24 protein-coding genes, 1 rRNA gene and 1 other annotated feature are annotated in these 20,205 nt (G+C 28.2%); of the genes, 3 read left to right on the top strand and 22 right to left on the bottom strand.

Annotation, left to right across the window (positions count from 1 at the left end):
- Window positions 1–210: 210 nt before the first annotated feature.
- The 3 genes from K0040_RS17860 to K0040_RS17850 form a co-directional block, all read right to left on the bottom strand.
- The gene (locus tag K0040_RS17860) at window positions 211–1,320 is read right to left on the bottom strand and encodes an NAD(P)/FAD-dependent oxidoreductase (protein WP_228110081.1); all 1,110 of its coding nucleotides are present in this window, start codon (window positions 1,318–1,320) and stop codon (window positions 211–213) included.
- 198 nt (window positions 1,321–1,518) lie between these two features.
- On the bottom strand, window positions 1,519–2,163 hold the full coding sequence (locus tag K0040_RS17855) for a YidC/Oxa1 family membrane protein insertase (protein ID WP_074919722.1): 645 nt from the start codon (window positions 2,161–2,163) through the stop codon (window positions 1,519–1,521).
- 52 nt (window positions 2,164–2,215) lie between these two features.
- The gene (locus K0040_RS17850; RefSeq protein WP_074919723.1) at window positions 2,216–2,446 is read right to left on the bottom strand and encodes a hypothetical protein; all 231 of its coding nucleotides are present in this window, start codon (window positions 2,444–2,446) and stop codon (window positions 2,216–2,218) included.
- Between the two features lie 137 nt (window positions 2,447–2,583).
- Between K0040_RS17850 and K0040_RS17845 the strand changes: the two genes are divergently transcribed.
- Complete coding sequence (locus K0040_RS17845) at window positions 2,584–3,048, top strand: VOC family protein (RefSeq protein ID WP_228110080.1); 465 nt, start codon at window positions 2,584–2,586, stop codon at window positions 3,046–3,048.
- A gap of 59 nt (window positions 3,049–3,107) precedes the next feature.
- On the opposite strand, the gene K0040_RS17840 is transcribed toward K0040_RS17845, so the two are convergent.
- From K0040_RS17840 to K0040_RS17790, 11 genes are all read right to left on the bottom strand, one after another.
- Window positions 3,108–3,296 carry a hypothetical protein gene (locus K0040_RS17840; protein ID WP_074919725.1) on the bottom strand — a complete coding sequence of 63 codons (189 nt, stop codon included), beginning with the start codon at window positions 3,294–3,296 and terminating at the stop codon, window positions 3,108–3,110.
- Window positions 3,297–3,432: 136 nt separating this feature from the next.
- Window positions 3,433–4,029, bottom strand: coding sequence for a DUF3793 family protein (locus K0040_RS17835; protein ID WP_228110079.1), 597 nt, complete (start codon window positions 4,027–4,029; stop codon window positions 3,433–3,435).
- 104 nt (window positions 4,030–4,133) lie between these two features.
- Window positions 4,134–4,652, bottom strand: a complete 519-nt coding sequence (locus K0040_RS17830) for a hypothetical protein (RefSeq protein WP_228110078.1) — start codon at window positions 4,650–4,652, stop codon at window positions 4,134–4,136.
- Between the two features lie 13 nt (window positions 4,653–4,665).
- The gene (locus K0040_RS17825) at window positions 4,666–5,322 is read right to left on the bottom strand and encodes an ABC-2 transporter permease (RefSeq protein ID WP_228110077.1); all 657 of its coding nucleotides are present in this window, start codon (window positions 5,320–5,322) and stop codon (window positions 4,666–4,668) included.
- 1 nt (window position 5,323) lies between these two features.
- Entirely contained in the window at window positions 5,324–6,157 is an 834-nt protein-coding gene (locus K0040_RS17820) for an ABC transporter ATP-binding protein (protein ID WP_228110076.1), read from the bottom strand.
- 1 nt (window position 6,158) lies between these two features.
- A complete protein-coding gene (locus K0040_RS17815; protein ID WP_228110075.1) occupies window positions 6,159–6,533 on the bottom strand; it encodes a GntR family transcriptional regulator in 375 nt (124 codons plus the stop codon).
- A gap of 11 nt (window positions 6,534–6,544) precedes the next feature.
- Window positions 6,545–6,685: a hypothetical protein gene (locus K0040_RS17810; protein WP_228110074.1), complete on the bottom strand. Its 141-nt coding sequence runs from the start codon at window positions 6,683–6,685 to the stop codon at window positions 6,545–6,547.
- 135 nt (window positions 6,686–6,820) lie between these two features.
- On the bottom strand, window positions 6,821–7,591 hold the full coding sequence (locus K0040_RS17805; protein ID WP_228110073.1) for a TatD family hydrolase: 771 nt from the start codon (window positions 7,589–7,591) through the stop codon (window positions 6,821–6,823).
- 12 nt (window positions 7,592–7,603) lie between these two features.
- Window positions 7,604–9,547 carry a methionine--tRNA ligase gene (gene metG, locus K0040_RS17800; RefSeq protein WP_228110072.1) on the bottom strand — a complete coding sequence of 648 codons (1,944 nt, stop codon included), beginning with the start codon at window positions 9,545–9,547 and terminating at the stop codon, window positions 7,604–7,606.
- A gap of 59 nt (window positions 9,548–9,606) precedes the next feature.
- Window positions 9,607–9,852: a binding site (T-box leader), on the bottom strand.
- 282 nt (window positions 9,853–10,134) lie between these two features.
- Window positions 10,135–10,656: a spore maturation protein gene (locus tag K0040_RS17795; RefSeq protein ID WP_074919733.1), complete on the bottom strand. Its 522-nt coding sequence runs from the start codon at window positions 10,654–10,656 to the stop codon at window positions 10,135–10,137.
- Window positions 10,656–11,210, bottom strand: coding sequence for a nucleoside recognition domain-containing protein (locus tag K0040_RS17790; protein WP_228110071.1), 555 nt, complete (start codon window positions 11,208–11,210; stop codon window positions 10,656–10,658). Before K0040_RS17790 ends, K0040_RS17795 begins: the two co-directional genes overlap by 1 nt.
- A gap of 185 nt (window positions 11,211–11,395) precedes the next feature.
- Here K0040_RS17790 and K0040_RS17785 point away from each other — a divergent pair, with 185 nt between their 5' ends.
- The gene (locus tag K0040_RS17785) at window positions 11,396–12,826 is read left to right on the top strand and encodes a nicotinate phosphoribosyltransferase (RefSeq protein ID WP_228110070.1); all 1,431 of its coding nucleotides are present in this window, start codon (window positions 11,396–11,398) and stop codon (window positions 12,824–12,826) included.
- A gap of 32 nt (window positions 12,827–12,858) precedes the next feature.
- Window positions 12,859–13,287, top strand: a complete 429-nt coding sequence (locus K0040_RS17780; RefSeq protein ID WP_228110069.1) for an Lrp/AsnC family transcriptional regulator — start codon at window positions 12,859–12,861, stop codon at window positions 13,285–13,287.
- Window positions 13,288–13,310: 23 nt separating this feature from the next.
- Here K0040_RS17780 and K0040_RS17775 read toward each other — a convergent pair whose 3' ends face one another.
- The 8 genes from K0040_RS17775 to rrf form a co-directional block, all read right to left on the bottom strand.
- Window positions 13,311–14,015: an HD domain-containing protein gene (locus K0040_RS17775; protein ID WP_228110068.1), complete on the bottom strand. Its 705-nt coding sequence runs from the start codon at window positions 14,013–14,015 to the stop codon at window positions 13,311–13,313.
- A 20-nt stretch (window positions 14,016–14,035) separates the two neighbouring features.
- Entirely contained in the window at window positions 14,036–14,869 is an 834-nt protein-coding gene (gene rsmI, locus K0040_RS17770; RefSeq protein WP_228110067.1) for a 16S rRNA (cytidine(1402)-2'-O)-methyltransferase, read from the bottom strand.
- A 2-nt stretch (window positions 14,870–14,871) separates the two neighbouring features.
- The gene (locus K0040_RS17765; protein ID WP_228110066.1) at window positions 14,872–15,621 is read right to left on the bottom strand and encodes a tRNA1(Val) (adenine(37)-N6)-methyltransferase; all 750 of its coding nucleotides are present in this window, start codon (window positions 15,619–15,621) and stop codon (window positions 14,872–14,874) included.
- 51 nt (window positions 15,622–15,672) lie between these two features.
- On the bottom strand, window positions 15,673–16,560 hold the full coding sequence (locus K0040_RS17760; RefSeq protein WP_228105608.1) for a PSP1 domain-containing protein: 888 nt from the start codon (window positions 16,558–16,560) through the stop codon (window positions 15,673–15,675).
- Window positions 16,557–17,492, bottom strand: coding sequence for a DNA polymerase III subunit (locus K0040_RS17755; protein WP_228110065.1), 936 nt, complete (start codon window positions 17,490–17,492; stop codon window positions 16,557–16,559). Before K0040_RS17755 ends, K0040_RS17760 begins: the two co-directional genes overlap by 4 nt.
- 175 nt (window positions 17,493–17,667) lie before the next feature.
- Complete coding sequence (locus K0040_RS17750; RefSeq protein WP_228110064.1) at window positions 17,668–18,258, bottom strand: guanylate kinase; 591 nt, start codon at window positions 18,256–18,258, stop codon at window positions 17,668–17,670.
- A 24-nt stretch (window positions 18,259–18,282) separates the two neighbouring features.
- Window positions 18,283–19,710 carry an aminotransferase class I/II-fold pyridoxal phosphate-dependent enzyme gene (locus K0040_RS17745; RefSeq protein WP_228110063.1) on the bottom strand — a complete coding sequence of 476 codons (1,428 nt, stop codon included), beginning with the start codon at window positions 19,708–19,710 and terminating at the stop codon, window positions 18,283–18,285.
- 103 nt (window positions 19,711–19,813) lie between these two features.
- Window positions 19,814–19,930, bottom strand: a 5S ribosomal RNA gene (rrf, locus tag K0040_RS17740).
- Window positions 19,931–20,205 lie beyond the last annotated feature (275 nt).

Raw genomic sequence — 20,205 nt, 5'->3', positions numbered from 1 at the left:
AATTAGATATGGATGAGAATTTAAAAGAAAGAGTTAAAAAATATCAGTATTAAAAAATCAGGTAGATTAATTTTATCTACCTGACTTATAAAATAAAAACTACTTACACACTTTTATTGACAAACCCCAATTAGATTATTAATAATGTTTATATAAATATAGGGAATGTATCACAAGAAAAATGCTTATATACATTCCCTTTTTAAGTATTTATCTATGATGAAGTATAATTTCTAATAAATCATAATTTGATTCATACAAACAGTCATTAAATATATAACTTCCAAATTTCTCATTTTTCATAGCATTAAAAATAGGCTTCCTAAATTTATAAACTAGTTTCTTAAGCTTAGCACCTTTACTTATGCTTTTGGTGATTTCATTAATTTCATCAATATATTTATCAATCTCATTTGTATCATTTGTTTTTAAAGCATTAATAATCGTATTGGATGCTTTTATCCCCGATAACATCGCAAAATATATTCCCTCACCTGTAAATGGGTCCACTAAACCTGCTGCATCTCCAACCAGTAATAAATTTCTTTCCTTATTAATTGGAGTCTTTATGTATTTACCAAAAGGTAACATGCCACCTTTAAATTTTTTTCTTTCACAAGTTATACCCAAGTTACCTAAAAATTTTTCAAACTCTTTATGATAGTCTATTTTTTTATCATAGTTTCCACCAAAACCAATGGTAAAGCTATTTTTCTTTGGGAATATCCAAGCATATCCTTGTGGAATAATTCCATAATACAAAGACATATTGTTTCCTTCATAATTAAACTTATCTTTGTCAATTTCTACTTGTAGACAAAATCCATTTGCATTAAATTTTTCATCAACTAACTTTTTTGTTATACCTACAGCTCCATCTGCACCTATCAAATATTTAAACTTAATTTCTCGGTGATCAGATAAAGTTATTATGTTTTCTTTTGTATTAATCTTCCTAACGCCAGTACCTTCTAGAAAAGTACCATCCTTTTTCTTATACTCTTTAACTAAATAATCATCAAATTCGAATCTATCTACTAGATAAGTTAACCCTTTAGTTTTTATATCCGCTATATGCTTATACTCTAAATATAAACTACCACCTTCACTTAGTACTGAATTTTCAGTATTAAATTCATTGTGTAACTTTAGAGTTTTCATTAATTCAAAAGTTTTATAAGTTATTCCGCCTGCACAAAGTTTATTTCTCGGAAATTTTTGCTTATCTATTAAAATACAAGATATATTATTGTTTATTAAATTATGAGCAGCCGCTACCCCTCCAGGACCCGCTCCAATAATTACAACATCACATTTCATAGCATATACTCCTTACAAGGTTTTATAATTATAGTTTCCATGTTATCAATATTTCAAACAAAAATGCCTAAGACACTTCTTAGACATTTTACATATTAATATATGATACTTATTTAATCATTAAATTTTTAATATATTCAATTATTATATAGATTAAAAAAACCTGCTCCAAAACTTGAAGCAGGTTTCTATTATCAATTAAATTAAACTACCTTTATTCTTTAAGTATATTCTAAAACAGATATCTTCCACTAAAGTATACAAACTACTTGTTATAAAATATAGCCCTATTGCTACAGGAGTTCTTGCTGTTAACAAAATTCCCATAATAACTGTGGATATAATCATTTGCTTATTAAACATAACTTGTGAACTTGTTCTAAAATAAGGTAACATGCTTATTAAGTTTGGTCCCAACATAGTTAAAGTATATATACAAGGTATTATAAATAAATTATCACTAACATTTAAACTACTAATCCATGGTATTAACACACTTGGTGATGTATTTGGCATATTCAAAAATGTCTGGTAAAGTGCACATACTATTGGCATTTGTAGTAAAATTGTTGAACATCCCATCATACTTTTCATAGTTTCCATTGAATGTTCCTGCAGATGTTTTTCCATTTCCTTAGCATTATTTTTGTATTTTTCTTTTATGTCATTCATTTTTTCTGCCAAGTCTTGTTGTTTTCTCATCGCAAATTTTTGTTTTAGAGATAGAGGCATTAAAACTAATTTTACCATCAAAGTTATAACTACTATGGCAATCCCTAAATCCCCTGTAAAACTGAATAATATATTTAATAAATCTTGTAACATACCTGAAATGAAATTCATTTTATTATCTCCTTTGATTTTTAATTTGGTTTTATAAAATGTTTCATTTCAATTAAAATAAGCTACAATACCTCCAAATATCATACTTTTGATAACTAAAATACTCTTTTGGTTCTAGCTTCTCAGAGTACTTAAACATATCTAGAGATATATTTTTTATTAAAATATATTCAATTTGATGAGATATTCTTTTTTTACAAAAATAAGCTATACAACTTATAATTGATAGAAAAAATGTCATATAGATTAATATGTATAGCATATTTTCTAAATCTAACTTCATCTATTCACCTCATTAAATTAAAATATTAATACTAGTATAAGCCATCATTATTGCTATGTAAACTTTATTATTTACAACCCTTACAGTTTTTAGCTAGAATTTAATTAATATATAATTTTAATAAAGGGGTGATTAATATGAAATTTGCAAACCCATTAATAGTAGTTTCTGACATGGAAAAGTCTAAACTATTTTATTCTACTGTTTTAGATTTAGATATTGTTTTAGATTTTGGGGCAAATGTAACTTTAACTGGGGGAATAGCCCTCCAAACAAAGGAGTCTTGGTGTAGTTTTATAAATAAGCCCAAAAATGAAGTTTTCTTTGGTGCAAATAATAGTGAGTTATATTTCGAAGAAGATGACTTTGATAATTTCATCTCAAAATTGAATCAAATTCCAGGAATATGTTATGTCCATCCTATTATTGAATATTCCTGGGGTCAACGAGTTGTTCGTTTTTATGATCCTGATAAACACATTATTGAAGTTGGAGAAAATATGAATAAGGTAGTTAGACGATTTATAAATAAAGGAATGTCTGCTGAAAATGTGGCTATTAAAATGGATGTTCCTGTTGATTATATAAAATCTTGTCTTTAATAAATAAAAATAGTAGCTTACATAAGCTACTATTTTTATTTTGATTGTATAAATCTTTACTACTTAATATATTCTTTAAAATTAATAGGTGAAATACTCGGATAATACCCATCATAATCTAAGTAGGCCCCTATTACCTTATTTTTGTTTATAACTAAACATAACATTATTGGTCTATCTTTAAATTTAGATTTTTCCTTTAATTTATATGCATCTATACTACGCCTGCCTTCACATATTAGACCCATGAAAACAATAAAAAGTTATAAATTTTTCTATTTTATTTTACACTACTTATAGACACTTAAAAATAGATATAAAAAAGACACTATTTTATAAATAAAATAGTGTCTTTTTTATGCAAATATTTGTTAATTTTAAATTCTATATAGCTCTTTTTAACTCAGTTATGTTCATACTTTGAACCATCGCCTTCATGATGGCTTTATCTCTTATAAAATTATTATAAACTTCATAAGAAGTCTTTTGATCTCCATAAATTCTCCAGTTGCGTATTTCTACTAATTTGTTTTTGCCATATCCCATAAACCCTAATACATCTTTAAGAGGATATCCTAAAAATACTCCGATTTCATGAGGAAATTCTTCAGATTGAAGTCTATACACTAACTCATCCATATAATCATTCAATCTATATTCAGATGAATACCCAACAAACTTCAAGAAGTTTATACACCTTTTATTTGACAGTACTTTCTCCATAGATTCTTCGTTAATAAATAAAACTCTTTTTCCTCCATCATGTGTAGTAATTATTCTGTACGTAACTCTAGAACAATGACTAAAAAAAGATTCTATTTGGTCAAGCTTTACTTTCTTTTCTTCATTATTACCTGGTACATTTATAATTTCTGATGGTTTTGATCCCAAAATTACAGCACCTATCATTTCTAGTATTCTTTTTATATATATTGAATTTGATTTATTTTCACAACAATTTTTATTACAGTTAAATTTCATATTATCCCCCTCTTAATTGATAATTGTTATCACTACATATTTATTATATCAATATTGATAATCATTTTTCAATCATTTTTAGATAATATGTTTTATATATATTTCTATACATCTGTTTTTTTAATCCTAGTTTCTCCTCCTGAAGAACATACTAAAAACAACAAGCTATTTTTACCTCTCCTAAATTTATAAAACTGAGCCATACAATTAACATCTATAGATTTTGTATTGTACTTACTTTCATCAATCTTAATTGATTTAGGAATTTTAAAAATAATATCTCTTTCTTCTCCTCCATCGATGCCATAAACATAATCATCATCAAAATGTCCCTCTTCTTCTCCCTCAAAATAAAAATTTCCTACATTGTTACTTTCACCTATGTATTCAAAGGAAAGTTTCAAATCACTTAATGATGCTATATTATTCGTATTATTTTTAAAAGTTACAGTTATAATGTGACTGTCACTATTTGATTTATAATCTTTATACTTCACTGTATACATATCTTCAGTGTCCCAATTATACTCATTGGCATCTTTTAAACTATATGTAAAAATACCAAGTAGGAGAATAATTGGTAAACATATAAATAAACTAGCCTTAAAAAACTTTTTATCCATCTACTATTCCCCCTTACTGTGCAATTTCTTTTTTGCTATAAATTCTCTTTGAAATATACATAGATACTAAATACATAATCATCGCTAAAATCAACTTTATTATTAATGTTTTATCTATTAAAATAGGAGCTTTTTCCCATTCACCCATCATAAGAGTTTGCATATTTTTCGCCCCAAATATCCCCATCATTACAACAACTGCTATAATCATATTTAAAATTATATAGGATCTTCGATATCCATACTTAAATGCTAACGGAAATGTTATAGATATAAATAGTAGCACTAAAATTAAAGAAATTAGAACTACATCCATATTAAAGTTTCTAAATTCTAATATATTATTTGCTATTTCGGAATAAATATATGACAACAGTAGCGATCCAATTATAATTACCGTTGCAAATAAATATTTACTATAAACAATATCATCTTTTTCAATAGGCATGCTATTAAAAAAATAATCACATTTATTAAGTTCATCTAAATAAAAACTTCTGAATATAAAGATATAGCTTAAAAAGAAAGTTAATGTTACTGTTGATAGTGGTGTAAATATTGAAGGCATTAAGGTAATTGATATTAAAAATATTCCTATTATAAGTTTTAAAATTGTTTTTGTATCTACTTTAAAACAACATATTAAATCTTTTTTCAGTAAATTAAACATTTTACAGCTCCCTTCCATAGTAATATATGATATCTTCTAAGCTTGCTTTTTGAATATTTAATCCGTTAATATTATTTTCTTCATCTATAAACAATCCTTCACTATAATAGTCAGTGTGTTTTTTATTTATTAAATCTATCTGTAAATTATACAAATCTTCTTTTTCACATCTAATTACCTTATAACTTTCACTTATAATTTCTTTATCTTCGCTAAATATTAATTCTCCATTATTTATAAAAGTTATGTAATCTGCTGCCATGTTTAAGTCTTGTGTAATATGAGTTGAAATAATAACACTCTTATCTCCATTTTCCAACTCTTCTTGAAGTATTTCTATCATCTCTTTTCTAAAAATAGGATCAAGTCCTGATGTTGGCTCATCTAATATAAGTAACTTTGCATTATGAGAAATAGCATTAGCCAACATCAGCTTTATATTTTGGCCTTTTGATAGATTTTTTATTTTTGAATTTTTGTCTATTTTAAATTTTGATAAGCAACTATCAAACTTGTCACTATCAAACTTTGAATAAAAAGATGACACAACATTTTTAAAATCTTTAACTTTTAGATTTTCATAAAAATATAAATTATCATATACAAAACCTATATTTTCTTTAAACGCTTTAGGATTTTCTAATATATCTTTTCCTTGAAAATAAATTTTTCCCTCATCAGCTTGTAGTAAATTCACTATTAATTTAATCAAGGTTGTTTTCCCTGATCCATTTGGACCTATAAGCCCCATTATAAACCCTTCTTTTAAATGAAAGGATATATCTTTCAACTCAAAATCATCAAATTTTTTACTTATGTTTTCTAATCTTAGCATTTTATTCCCCCTCATAAATATTTTCTAATGTAGAAATTAACTCTTCTTTTGACAATCCTAAGCTATTAGATAAATTTATAGCTTCTTCTAATTTTTCTTCTATTTCTCTCATTCTAGCTTCATATACTAGTTCCTTATTAAAGTGAGACACGAAACAACCTTTACCTGGTACTGTATTAATTAAACCCTGTTTTTCTAATTCTTCATAAGATCTTTTAGTAGTTATAAAACTAATACCTAAGTCTTTTGCCAAGGATCTCATAGAAGGTAGCATCTGATTTTCTTCTATTTTGCCACTTAATATTTGCTCTTTTATTTGATTTACGATTTGCAAGTATATTGGCAAGTCTGAATTATTTAAAATAATTACTTTCATAATCCCTCCTTTTATCTGTGTTTTATAGATTTATTCTTTATATTTTTTATAGCTATAAACACCCCATCAAATATAAATATTAAAATAATTGGAACAAACATTACTAAAATAATATTAATTAGTTTAAATGAACGTTCTGATAAACCAAACATAAATACTCCCCTTTATATAAATTGTATTAACTGTATAACTATATATTATACAGTTAATACAATTATGTATATCCAAAAAATATATTTATATATAAAAAAGACTTATATCCATTTAATTAGATATAAGTCTTTTTATTATTTTATATTAAAGAATCTTTTCGCATTTTCTTTAGTTGCTTCACAAACTGTTTCGTAAGAAACACCTTTTTCAATAGCTATTGTATCAGCTACAAATTGTACTAATGAAGGATCATTTCTTTTTCCTCTATGTGGTGTTGGTGCCATATATGGTGAATCAGTTTCTATAAACAATCTATCTAAAGGTATTTCTCTTGCTACTTCTTTAGTTTTTTTATTGTTTTTGAAGGTAACTGTTCCAGATAAAGATATATAACATCCCATCTTCACATATTCTCTAGCTAACTCCACATTTCCACTATAACAATGTAATACACAACCAATCTCTGGACTTTTGTACTTTTGAATTATTTCAAAAGTATCTCCATGAGCATCTCTGTCGTGAATTATTATAGGTAACTTTAGTTCATTAGCTAGTTCAATTTGTTTTATGAACCATTCCTTTTGAACTTCTCTTGGAGAATTGTCATAGTAATAATCTAACCCTATTTCTCCTATTGCAACTACTTTTTCGTTTTCTATTGCTAATTTTCTAAGTGTATCAATAGCTGTTTCATCTAGTTCGCCCACATCGTGAGGGTGAACTCCAACTGCTGCATATATAAAATTGTGTTTTTTAGCAAGCTCTATACTGCTAATAGATGTTGCTATACACGCACCTGGATTAACAACTAAATCTACACCTTTCTCTTGAAGAGAAGAGATTAACGCTTCTCTGTCTTCATCAAATCTCTCATCATTTAAGTGAGCATGTGAGTCAAATAACATAGTTACATCTCCTTATCTAACTTCACTACCATCATTTGCTCCAGTTGCAACTGGAACTATTAAGTCGTCTCCGTCATTTCCTGCAGCTAATATCATACCTTGAGATTCAACACCTCTTAATTTAACTGGTTTTAAGTTACAAACTACTATAACTTCTTTTCCAACCATTTCTTCTGGCTTATACCATTTAGCTATTCCTGATACTATTTGTCTAGTTTCTGGTCCTAATTTAACTTGAGAAACTAAAAGTCTGTCAGCTTTAGGATGTTTTTCACAAGATAATATTTTACCAACTCTTAATTCTACTTTGTCTAATTCTTCTATTCCTATGAATTCTTTGTGCTCTAATGGAGCTACTTCTTCTACTGTTTCTGTTTTTTCTGCAAATAATTCTTCCAATTCTGCTACCTCTTTCTCGATGTCTAGTCTTGGGAATAAAGCTTGACCTTTGTGTACTTTTGTTCCTGGTTTAATTAAACCAAATGTATTAGTACTTTCCCAATTTGTTAATTCTTCTTGTCCTGCTATTCCTATTTGGTCATATATTTTGTTAGCAGTTGTTTCCATTATAGGGTTTATTAATGCAGCTATTATTCTTATAGATTCACATAAGTTGTATAATACTGCATCTAATTTACCTTTGTTAGCTTCGTCTTTTGCTAAAGCCCATGGCATAGTTTCGTCAATGTATTTGTTAGTTCTTCTTACTAATTTCCATGCACCTTCTAATGCTTCATGGAATTGCATTTTGTTCATTTGAGTTTCAAATATTTCTCTTGATAATTTAGCTTGTTCTTTTAGGCTTGCGTCAAATTCAGTAGATTCTATTGCCTCTGGTATTATACCATCGTTGTATTTTTCTACCATTGATACAGTTCTACTCACTAGGTTTCCTAAATCATTAGCAAGATCTGTATTTATTCTTGTTACAAAGTTTCTATGAGTGTAACTTCCATCTTGTCCGAAAGCAAATTCTCTAAGCAAGAAATATTTAAGTGTATCTATTCCATATCTTTCAATCATTGGCTCTGGATATACTATATTTCCTTTTGACTTACTCATTTTATCATTTCCGAATAATATCCATCCATGGCCATATACTTGCTGTGGTACTGGTAAATCTAGTGCCATTAATAATGCTGGCCATATTATTGTATGGAATCTCATGATCTCTTTACCAACAACTTGAATATTTGCTGGCCAGTATTTTTTCATTTCAGAATAATCTTCTGATAAGTATCCTAATGCTGTGATGTAGTTACATAAAGCATCTACCCAAACATATATTACGTGTTTCTCATCAAAAGGAACTTTTATACCCCAGTCAAATGTAGTTCTAGTTACACATAAATCTTCTAGACCTTTGTCTAAGAAGTTAGCAACCATTTCATTTTTTCTTGATTCTGGGAAACAGAAGTTAGGATTTTGGAATAATTCTCTTAATCTATCTTCATATTTAGATAATTTAAAGAAGTAAGCTTCTTCTTTAGCTAAATAAGTTTCTCTACCACAGTCTGGGCATTTATCTCCTTCTAATAATTGAGATTCCGTCCAGAAACTTTCACATGGAGTACAGTATCTTCCTTCATATTCACCTTTATATATATCACCTTGCTCATATAATTTAGTGAATATTTTTTGTATTATCACCTTATGTCTGTCTTCTGTAGTTCTTATAAAATCATCATAAGATATGTCCATAGTCTTCCATAGGTCTTTTATTCCAGCTATCATTCCATCTAAGTATTCTATTTCACTTATACCTTGTTCTATAGCTTTCTTTTGGATTTTTTCACCGTGCTCATCTGTTCCTGTCAAGAATTTTACATCATAACCACAGAATCTTTTAAATCTAGCCATAGCATCAGTTGCTACAGTAGTATAAGTATGACCTATGTGTAATCTACCACTTGGATAGTATATAGGCGTAGTTATATAAAATGTTGATTTAGTCATTTTTGTTTCCTCCTCTTGTACATTATTTTTATAAATAAAAAACTCGCCACTATGGAGTCCATAGGGGCGAGATTATTCGCGGTACCACCCTAATTTATTTATCATGAAAAATTCACGTTGCTTAAAAACACTATTTTCACAATAGATATCTTAGTAGACTGTAACATGTCTAAATGTTTTATCCTAAATCATTTCGGATAAAAAGCTCCAAGGCCATATTCAGTAATTCTTTTAGCGCTAGCTTTCACCTACCCTAGCTCTCTGTAGAAAAAATCCTTACTTACTCTTCTCTTCTCAGCTTTTATTATATATGTTTTTAAATATGTATTAAATATTATTCTCAAAATCAAAGTTTTGATACAAATATTAATCAATTCTTTTGAGCAACGGTTTTATACGAAGCTATAACAAGGATATATCATTTGAGATTTGATCCCTGCGAATTTTTAATACTATGTTTTTAATTTTAGTAAATTTATATTTTATTGTCAACAATTATCCTCTATGTAAGTAAAAATTCCCTTTTATCATATTGCCAATGAGTTGCCTTGGCTAGCGCTTTACTCAACTCTATTGTTGAAATTTTATTATAATATTAAATAACAAATATACACAGAAGCTAGCACACCTGCTATATGACATAACAATGCACAAAATAAAGTATATCCTGTATCTTTTATTTTTAAACTTCCATAATAAATTGCCATTGTATAAAAAATTGTTTCTGACGCTCCAACCATAGTAGATCCCATTTGTTCTGTAAGGGAATCAATTCCTACCCTTTGGATTAATTCCGCATACACCCCTAATGCTCCACTTCCAGACAAGGGTTTTACAATTATAAGGCCTATTAATTCCTTTGGTATATTTAACAGTTGAGCTACAGGTGAAAATATGTACTCCAAAACTTCTATTCCTCTTCCTGATTTAAAAATTCCTATAGCTAAAAATATTCCTATTATATATGGCAATATGTTCCATGCAGTTTTTAATCCCTCTATAGCTCCATTTATAAAACTTTCATATATATCTATGTTTTGTTTCTTACCATAGATAACAATAAATAAAATTATTACAGGTATTGCTACATTAGAAAAATAATCTAGCATTATTTATACCTCCTTTGTAATAATTTACAACCTACAACTCCTACTATTGTAGATATAATTGTAGCAAATAAAGTGGTTAAAATTATAGAATTAGGATTTGTACTGCCTGCATCCATTCTTATTTTTAACATAGTAAAAGGAATTAACTGTATGGATGAAATATTAATAACTAGAAACATTATCATATCATGAGAGGCCTTTTTCTTATTTGGATTTAATGTTTGTAGTTCACTCATGGCTTTTAATCCAAATGCTGTTGCTCCATTTCCTGCCCCCAGCATATTTAACACCATGTTCATAATCATATAAGACATGGCTTTGTGATTTTTAGGAACAGTAGGAAATAACTTTTTCATTAAAGGGCTCAATTTATCCGCTATTTTATCTATTAATCCTGAGTCTTTTGCAATATTCATTATACCCATCCAAAGTGCCATTACACTGGCCAATGTTATGGCGAATTCAATAGCCCTTGTTCCCTCATTTAGTATTGCTTGATTTGTTTGAGGTAAATTGTTAAAACATATACTCCCAACTATACCTAGGACTATCATATAAAACCATAATTTATTAATATAAATCCTCCTCCTTTAAACCATTTTATGATGTATACTTAAAATAAATGATGTCTTATTTTATAATACTCTACATATACTTTATGCTTGAAAGTTGAGGTATATTATGTTTTAGTATAAGTATAAGGTTTTTTAATTTATTTAAATGTTTAAGGAGAAATACCATGAGAAATTTAACACTTCTTACTGATTTGTATCAATTAACTATGTTAAATGGATACTACGAGAAGAATATTCATGAAGACATAGTAGTATTTGATATGTTCTTCAGAAAAAACGCTTGTAATGGTGGGTATACTATTATTTGCGGTATAGAACAATTAGTAGAATACATAAATAATCTTCATTTTTCAGATGATGACTTAAAATACTTAAAAAGCCTAGATTTATTTTCTGATAAATTCTTAGACTTTTTAAAAGATTTTAAATTTACTGGGGATATATATGCTGTAGAAGAAGGGACTATAATGTTCCCAAAAGAACCCGTAATAACAGTTAAGGCACCGTTATATCAAGCTCAATTAATAGAAACTGCTTTACTTACAATAGTAAATTTCCAATCACTAATTGCTACTAAAGCTTCTAGAGTTTGTTATTCTGCTGCTGGGGATCCTGTTTTTGAGTTCGGTCTTAGACGTGCTCAGGGACCAGATGCAGGTACTTATGGAGCAAGAGCTGCCGTAATAGGCGGATGTACTGGAACTGCTAATGTATTAGCTGGGAAAATGTTTGACATACCTGTTATTGGTACTCAAGCTCATAGTTGGGTTCAAAAATTTGACAATGAATTAGAATCTTTCCGTGCTTACGCAGATGTTTACCCAGATAAATGTTTATTATTAGTTGATACATATGATGTCCTGAAAAGTGGTGTTCCAAATGCTATAAAAGTGTTTGATGAACTAAAAGCTAAAGGTCATAAACCAATGGGAATTAGAATAGATTCCGGAGATTTACAATACTTATCTGTTGAAGCAAAAAAATTATTTGAAGAAGCGGGTTATACTGATTTATCATATACTGCTTCCAATGATTTAGATGAGTATACTATTGCCAGCTTAAAATCAAGTGGTGCAGCAATAAACTCTTGGGGCGTTGGTACAAAATTAATTACATCGGCTGAATCTCCATCTTTAGGAGGAGTTTATAAACTAGCTGGTTCTTATGATGGTGACACACTAATTCCTAAAATTAAAGTTTCTGAAGAGCCAGAAAAAATAAATAATCCAGGATTTAAAAAAGTAGTAAGGATATATAATGAAGACAATAAGGCTGAAGCTGATTTAATCATGCTTCATGATGAAAAAATCGATACAAACAAACCATTAACGATTTTTGACCCTACATATACTTGGAAACATAAAACTTTCCATAAATACACAATAAAAGAACTTCAAAAACCGTTATTTAAAAATGGTGAGTGCAAATACGTTTCTAAAAGCGTTAATGAAATAAAGAGATATGTTAATAACCAACTTAATACTCTTTGGGATGCTTATAAAAGATTCTCTAACCCTAAAGAATATAAAGTTGATTTATCGGACAACCTTTGGACACTAAAATCTGACTTGCTAGATTCAAAAAAACACTTATAATATACATTATAACAATAAAAGGGGGCCTCTCAATGGATGTAACAGATTACAGAATCATAGAAATCTTACAAAAAGACGGTAGAATTTCTATGAAGGATTTAGGTAAAATAGTAGGATTAACTTCTCCTGCTGTTTCAGAAAGAGTAAAGAGATTAGAAGAATCTGGTGTTATAGAGGGATATAAAGCTATAGTTAATCCAGATGCTTTAGGAAGAGTAATAAAAGCATTTATACACATATCTCTACCTAGCGATAAATATGTGGCATTTTTAGAAGCTGCGAAAGATGATCCTAGAATAGTCGAATGTCACCATGTTACTGGAAACGACTGTTCTCTTCTAAAAGTTATTGTAAAAGATATGTATGAACTAGAAAATGTTATTGATGGTATTAAGACAATCGGCTCAACAAAAACATCCGTAATACTATCGACTCCAATACAATCAAAAGCAATCTTGTAATAAAAAATGTATCCTTTTAATGTTTAAAAGGATACATTTTTCTTGTATTTATATAAATAAACAGTCAAAACATAATAAGTATATGATTTTAAAATCTCTTCATCCTCTTTTGTATCTAATAATCTTTTAGTTGCAGTAATATCTGCAAATCCTAACAACATTATTCCTATAACATCATCTTGTAATTTGTTAAACATTTCCTTTAGCACTTCATGAGACGCATCACTTTTTTTATAAATAGTAAGAAGATACATATGGTATCTAGTATAGTTATAAAGTAATTCTATGGATTTTTGTGATAAATTAAGGGTTTTTCCTACTTTTAGGGCAATTTCTCCACTAAATTTTTCATGTCCTTTAAAATGTGTTCTTCCATTTTCATCTATAGTTTTTGCTTTTGATTTTCCTATATCATGTAGAAAAACACCTAACTTTAATAAGTCTAAAGTCTTTAGATCATCCTCTATTATTGTATTCAGATATTTCCATATACCTTCATTTAAATGAGTTGGAAATTTGTTTTCTTCTATAAGTTTTTCAAATTCTTTCAACGCATAAATAGTGTGACTAAAACAATCAACCTTGTGATATTTACACTGTCCCACTTCTTTCATACTACTAACTTCTGGTATTATATCTTCTAAAACTCCACTTTCATCTAACTCCCATATTTTTTCGCAGGCATTATTACTTTTTATCCCATTAATTATCTTAAGTCTGTTATCCATAAAATCACCCCGTCTCTTCCTTATAAGTCTAGTACTTGCTTGTAAACAATATCCTTTTTTAGTTTTCTTTCTTTACAAACTACTTTTATAGCATCCTTTTTGCTCATGCCATCTTCTAAAAGAGACTCTACATATTCTCTATCACTAAAGTTGCTATAATCATTAGCTGAAGTTTTTTCGCCCTTAAATCCATCAACAATTAAAACAAATTCACCTTTAACATCTTTTTCGCTAAATATATTTATAACTGTTTCAATATCTTGTCTTATTACTTCTTGATATTTTTTAGTAAGCTCTCTGTTTACTGATATTTCTCTATTTCCTAAAATTTTGAGCATATCTTTTAAGGTATCTTTCAATCTATGAGGCGATTCATAAAAAATCATAGTTCTTTCTTCTTCTTTTACTTCTTCCAATCTACTTCTTCTTATCTTCTTGTCTCTATCTAAGAAACCTTCAAAAGCAAATTTATGAGTATTCATTCCAGATCCAACTAATGCAACAACAAATGCTGTCGCTCCTGGTAATACGTCTATTTCTATATTATGCTCTATTGCTAACTTAATTAAATCCTCTCCTGGGTCAGAAATTCCTGGCATTCCTGCATCACTTATCAATGCTATATTTTCGCCTTCAAGTAATTTATTTATTAAATATATTCCTTTTGAGTCTTTATTGTGCTCAAAATAACTTGTAAGCGGTTTTGATATTTCAAAATGATTCAATAGCTTTACACTATGTCTTGTGTCTTCTGCTGCTATTAAATCAACTTCATTTAAAACTCTTAAAGTTCTATATGTTATATCTTCAAGATTTCCTATAGGTGTTGGACATATATATAATTTTCCACTCATTATTATTCTCCTATATTTTCATTTGCATATATTTCTTCTATTTCTTTTGTATAATTTCCATTTTCATCGTAAACATATAAAGGATCTAAAATCTTTAGTTCTGGTCTACCATCCTTTGTAAACTCAACTAAAACTAAATTAGGTGCTTTATTTGCTCTTGGATGAACAAATTGTATTACTTTAGGTTCTAGATTATATTTTCTACCTAAAGTTACTATATCAACAAGTCTTATAGGTCTGTGTATCATAAAGAACTTTCCTCTAGGCATTACAAGTCTTGAAGCTGATCTTATTACATCCTCTAAATCACAAAGTACCTCATGTCTAGATATGGCCTTTTTGTCATTTGGATTTTGTATTCCATTCATATGCATATATGGTGGATTAGAGGTTACTACATGATATCCATGAACTTCTAATTGCTTGTCTATATTTTTTATATCACCTTTTACTATTTCAACTCTATCTTGTAAGTTATTTAACTTAACAGTTCTACCCGCCATTTCCCATACTTCTTCTTGTATTTCCACACCAACAATTTTTTCGGCTTCACTTTTTCCAGCTATAAGCACTGGTATTATTCCTGTTCCTGTTCCTAAATCTACAACTTTTGCCCTTTTTTTAACTTTGGCAAAATTAGCTAAAAGAACTGCATCTATACCAAAACAAAATCCATTTTTATCTTGTATAACTTTTAGTCCTTTTAGTTGCAAGTCATCTATTCTTTCAGTGTCCTTTATTTTTACTTCCATGTATTTCTCCTTTACAATAATAGTAGGGGAATTAAATAATCCCCCTATACTTTAGTCCTCTAATTTTTTAAGCTCTTTTAACGTAGCCATATCAATATCTAAATCTTTTCCTTTTCCACAACCATCACACTTTTTAGGTGCTTGAAGTACTTTTATTTCTTCTTTCATACATATTCTTATAGTTTTATCATTAAATTCTACCTTAGCTTGTTCTAGTAAAGGATTTGTTTCTATAACTTTACCTTTATTACCATCTACTTTTACTATAGATCCAACTGGTGGAACTTTCTCTATAGCTTCAACATAAACATCATGCTCGTATTTTAAGCAACAGAAAAGTCTTCCGCATATTCCCGATATTTTAGTTGGATTTAATGATAAACTTTGATCTTTAGCCATTTTAATTGATACTGGTTGGAAATCTCCAAGCCATGAAGAACAACAAAGGCTTCTTCCACAAGGTCCAAGTCCACCTATTGATTTTGCTTCATCTCTAACCCCAATTTGTCTAAGTTCTATTCTTGTCTTAAATATTGCTGCCAAATCTTTAACTAGTTCTCTAAAATCTATTCTTCCTTCTGCCGTGAAGTAGAAAATTAGTTTATTTCTATCAAAAGTATATTCACAATCTATTAAATACATTGTAAGTTCATGTTCTTTAATTTTTTGTAAGCATAATTCAAAAGTTTCTTTAGCTTTTTCTTTATTTTCTTTATATATCTTAGTATCTTCTTCTGTAGCAATTCTTATGATGGGTTTTAATGGTGAAACTAAACTTTCTTCATCTATTTCTTTCTTACCAACAACAACTGTTCCGTATTCTAATCCTCTTGCAGTCTCAACTACAACATCCATATCTTTTTCTATTGCAAAATCAACTGGATCAAAGTAGTATATTTTCCCTGCATTTTTAAATCTTACTCCTACAATATTTATCATTTAATCACCTCATATATATTTAAAGACATCACTTGTATACTTACATTAAAGTTACAATTACCTTTTATTTTTATTTTAGTATCTTCTATTATATCAATAATTTTGGATACCTGAGAATATGTAATTTTAGAGCTCATATTTTGTATAAATACTATTTTATCAGCATTTATTATCATATTTTTATCTACATGTTCTTTGCAAATCATTATATCTCTAAAATAATTAATCATCATATCAAGCACAGTTATGCTTTCACTCTTATACTTTTCCATTTGGCTAGGTATATCAAGAATTTCAACCATATTCTTACTTAATATTGTTTCTATATAATTTTGAACGCTTTCTTTCATTTCATAAAAATCATTAGAACTAGATAATTCTAAAGCTTTTTTCATACTACCTCTAGAAAATGCTGATAAAAGATTTGCTCTGTTTTCTTCTACTCCTTGACTAATTAAATAGTTTTTTACTTCAACAAAAGGAATTGGTGTAAATTTTATTACTTCACATCTGGATCTTATAGTTGGTAACAAACTTTCTTTATTATTAGTAACAAGAATAATTATAGCATATTCAGGTGGTTCTTCTAATGTTTTTAGCAATGCATTTTGAGCCTCTACAGTCATTTTTTCAGCTTTATCTATTATGTAGATTTTGTATTTCTTATGTGGCTTAATAACAATGTCTGATTGTAAATTTCTTATTTGAGCTATTTTTATACTATTACCATCAGGTTTTACTCTTATACAGTCTGGTGCATTTTCAATATGAGTAGTTTCAAGAAGTATCTCTGCTAATTCATTAGCAAAAGTTTCTTTTCCTATTCCTTCTATACCTTCAAACATATATGCATGATTTATTTTGCCCTTTTTTATAGAGTTATTCATATATTTTTTAGCAAACTCTTGTCCTTTTATATTTTCAAAATACATATCTATTTTCTCCACAAAGTAATTTTTTATTTTTGTAGTAATTATCTTATATTATAACAAATAATCAACTTATTTCTATATTTATTCTAGACACTTTTTGTCATTTATATAAAAAACAATTAATTTATAATTTTACTAATAAAAAAAGAGATATTATTATATCCCTTTCTATTAATTATTGCATCAAATTTAAGATATCTTTTTTTATATCATTAATACAATTTTCTAAGTTTTCATTTATATAAAATTTATTAATACCTAGGCTTGATAAGTTTTCTGCACTAAAATCTTTGTTATCTGCTAAAAATCTTCTGCATAACTCATCATAATTAGGCTTATCCTGTTTTCTTTCTCTTTCTAATGCTCTTTCCAATCTAATTCCATCTTCTATGTCAATATAGAACGGATATACCTTATCCTCGCCAAAGTAATCTCTTAAACTTTTATAAGCCTCTAATGTTGTTATTAATAAATAATTATTTTTATTCAAATCTATCTGTCCATCATTTATAGTTCCATAAAACCAATCACCATGTACTGTATGATATACTCTTTTTTCTATTACTTTATTTTCTTTTTCAAATTTATTTAGTTCATCTGTATTAATAAAGAAATATTCTACACCATTAGTTTCATTTATACGCTTAGGTCTTGTTGTATAAGATATAATTGGTTTTAAATCTAAATCTTTATCATCATTTATTCCTTTAAATATAGTATCTTTACCTGAACTACTTTTTCCCATTAAACAAAAAATTTTGCCCATGTTTTCCTCCCGTTCTTTCAATAGCTAAAAATAGTTTTGATTTATGTCAATAACATCAATATATTCTAAGTTAACATCTTTAATTCCACTTACTATCATACCACTTTTAACCCCTTCCTGAATATAAGTAATAATTTCTTGCGTTATTATTTCTCCTGGTGAAATTAAACTTATTCCTGGTGGATATGGTATTATATACTCCCCGCTTATTTTTCCAATACTATCTTCTAACTTTACACTTTGTTTGTCACTATAAAATGCTTGCCTTGGATTTAAAACTTTTTCAGGAATACGTTCTGGATAATTTATATATTCCAATAGTTTCTTATCATTTATATTTAAAATCAAATCACCTAATGCTCTTTTCAATCTAATAAAATCTTCTTCATCATTACCAATAGTACATATTAATAAAACTCCGTAATAGTTGGATAATTCAACTTGAATTTTATATTTTTCTCTTAAAATACTATCCAACTCATATCCTGTAATACCTAATTTTTTTAAAGATATAAAAATCTTTGTTTTATCCATATTATTATCAATTATAATATTTTCACTATTTCTAAATTTACTTTTAAAATTATTTATATTACTAAGTAAATCCTCCATTAACTTTATTCCATACTTATCATATATATCTAATGCTAACTCAAGAGAAGTTAAAAGTACGTATGAGGGACTTGAGGATTCTAAAAACCTTAACATAGACTCTATTTTGTTTCTATCAACTCTGTTTCCTTTCACATGCATCATAGAAGATTGTGTAAATGATGGTAAAGTCTTATGGGTACTCTGAATTATTATATCTGCTCCTTGTTCTATTGCTGATTTAGGTAGATTATCGCTTAATTGCAAATGGGCTCCATGCGCTTCATCAACAATTACAATTATACTTTTGCTATGAGCATAATCACATACTGATTTTAAATCAAAGGTTTTTCCATAATAAGTAGGATAAGTAAGAACTAAGGCTTTTGCATCCAGATTGTTATCTATTACTGACTTTGTATTTTCCACATCTACACCCATTATTATATTTGTTTTCTTACACACCTTAGATTTTATATATACTGGCTCTATATCTCCTAATATACATGCATTTATAACTGATTGATGACAATCCCTATTTACAATTATCTTTGATTTTGGATTACAAACTGCCATAATAGATGCCTCTATACCACAAGTAGTTCCATTAACTAAATAAATTGTTTTATCACTATTAAAAACTCTTGCTGCTCTATCTTGAGATTCTTTTATAATTTCTTTTGCATTATGTAAATTATCAGTTCCATCTATCTCAGTTGTATCTAAAGTGTATATTTTTTCTAAAATATTTTTATATCCTATTTTTTGAAAAATTTTACCTGTTTTATGACCTGGCACATGAAAAGATGTTAAATTATCATCTTTTAACTCTTCTAATTTATTCAAAATATAATTTTCCATGAATTCTCCTTTTGTATACTTTACAAATCTATCTATAAAAATAAGACCGATGATTATTCATTAAAATCCTCGGTCTCACTTATATTCCTTAAATAAAAAGATTACGTGGCTACGTGCTACTCTCCCAGGGGGTCGCCCCCCAAGTACCATCGCCGCTTAAGAGCTTAACTTCTGTGTTCGGAATGGGAACAGGTGTATCCTCTTTGCTATAATAACCACATAAAATTCATTACACTCATATCGCCAACGATATTTCTTTGCTTTCGCTTCAGAAAAATCCGTTGCTCAAAGTGTTTTAAGTATTAACTTTTGTTAGTACTTTCAAAACTGCTAACATTTAATATTTCCATTATATTTTTTAGCAACTGAAATCTTCTTTATAATTATATAATTAAAGATTTAGTTGACGATATAAACCTTTAGGTTTATTTTGGTCAAGTCCTCGACCTATTAGTATCAGTAAGCTACATATGTTACCACACTTCCACCTCTGAC

This window comes from Terrisporobacter petrolearius (assembly GCF_020748185.1).
Lineage (GTDB): Bacteria > Bacillota > Clostridia > Peptostreptococcales > Peptostreptococcaceae > Terrisporobacter > Terrisporobacter petrolearius.
Note: the sequence above shows the minus strand (reverse complement) of the source record. Positions and strands in the feature narration are given on the sequence as shown.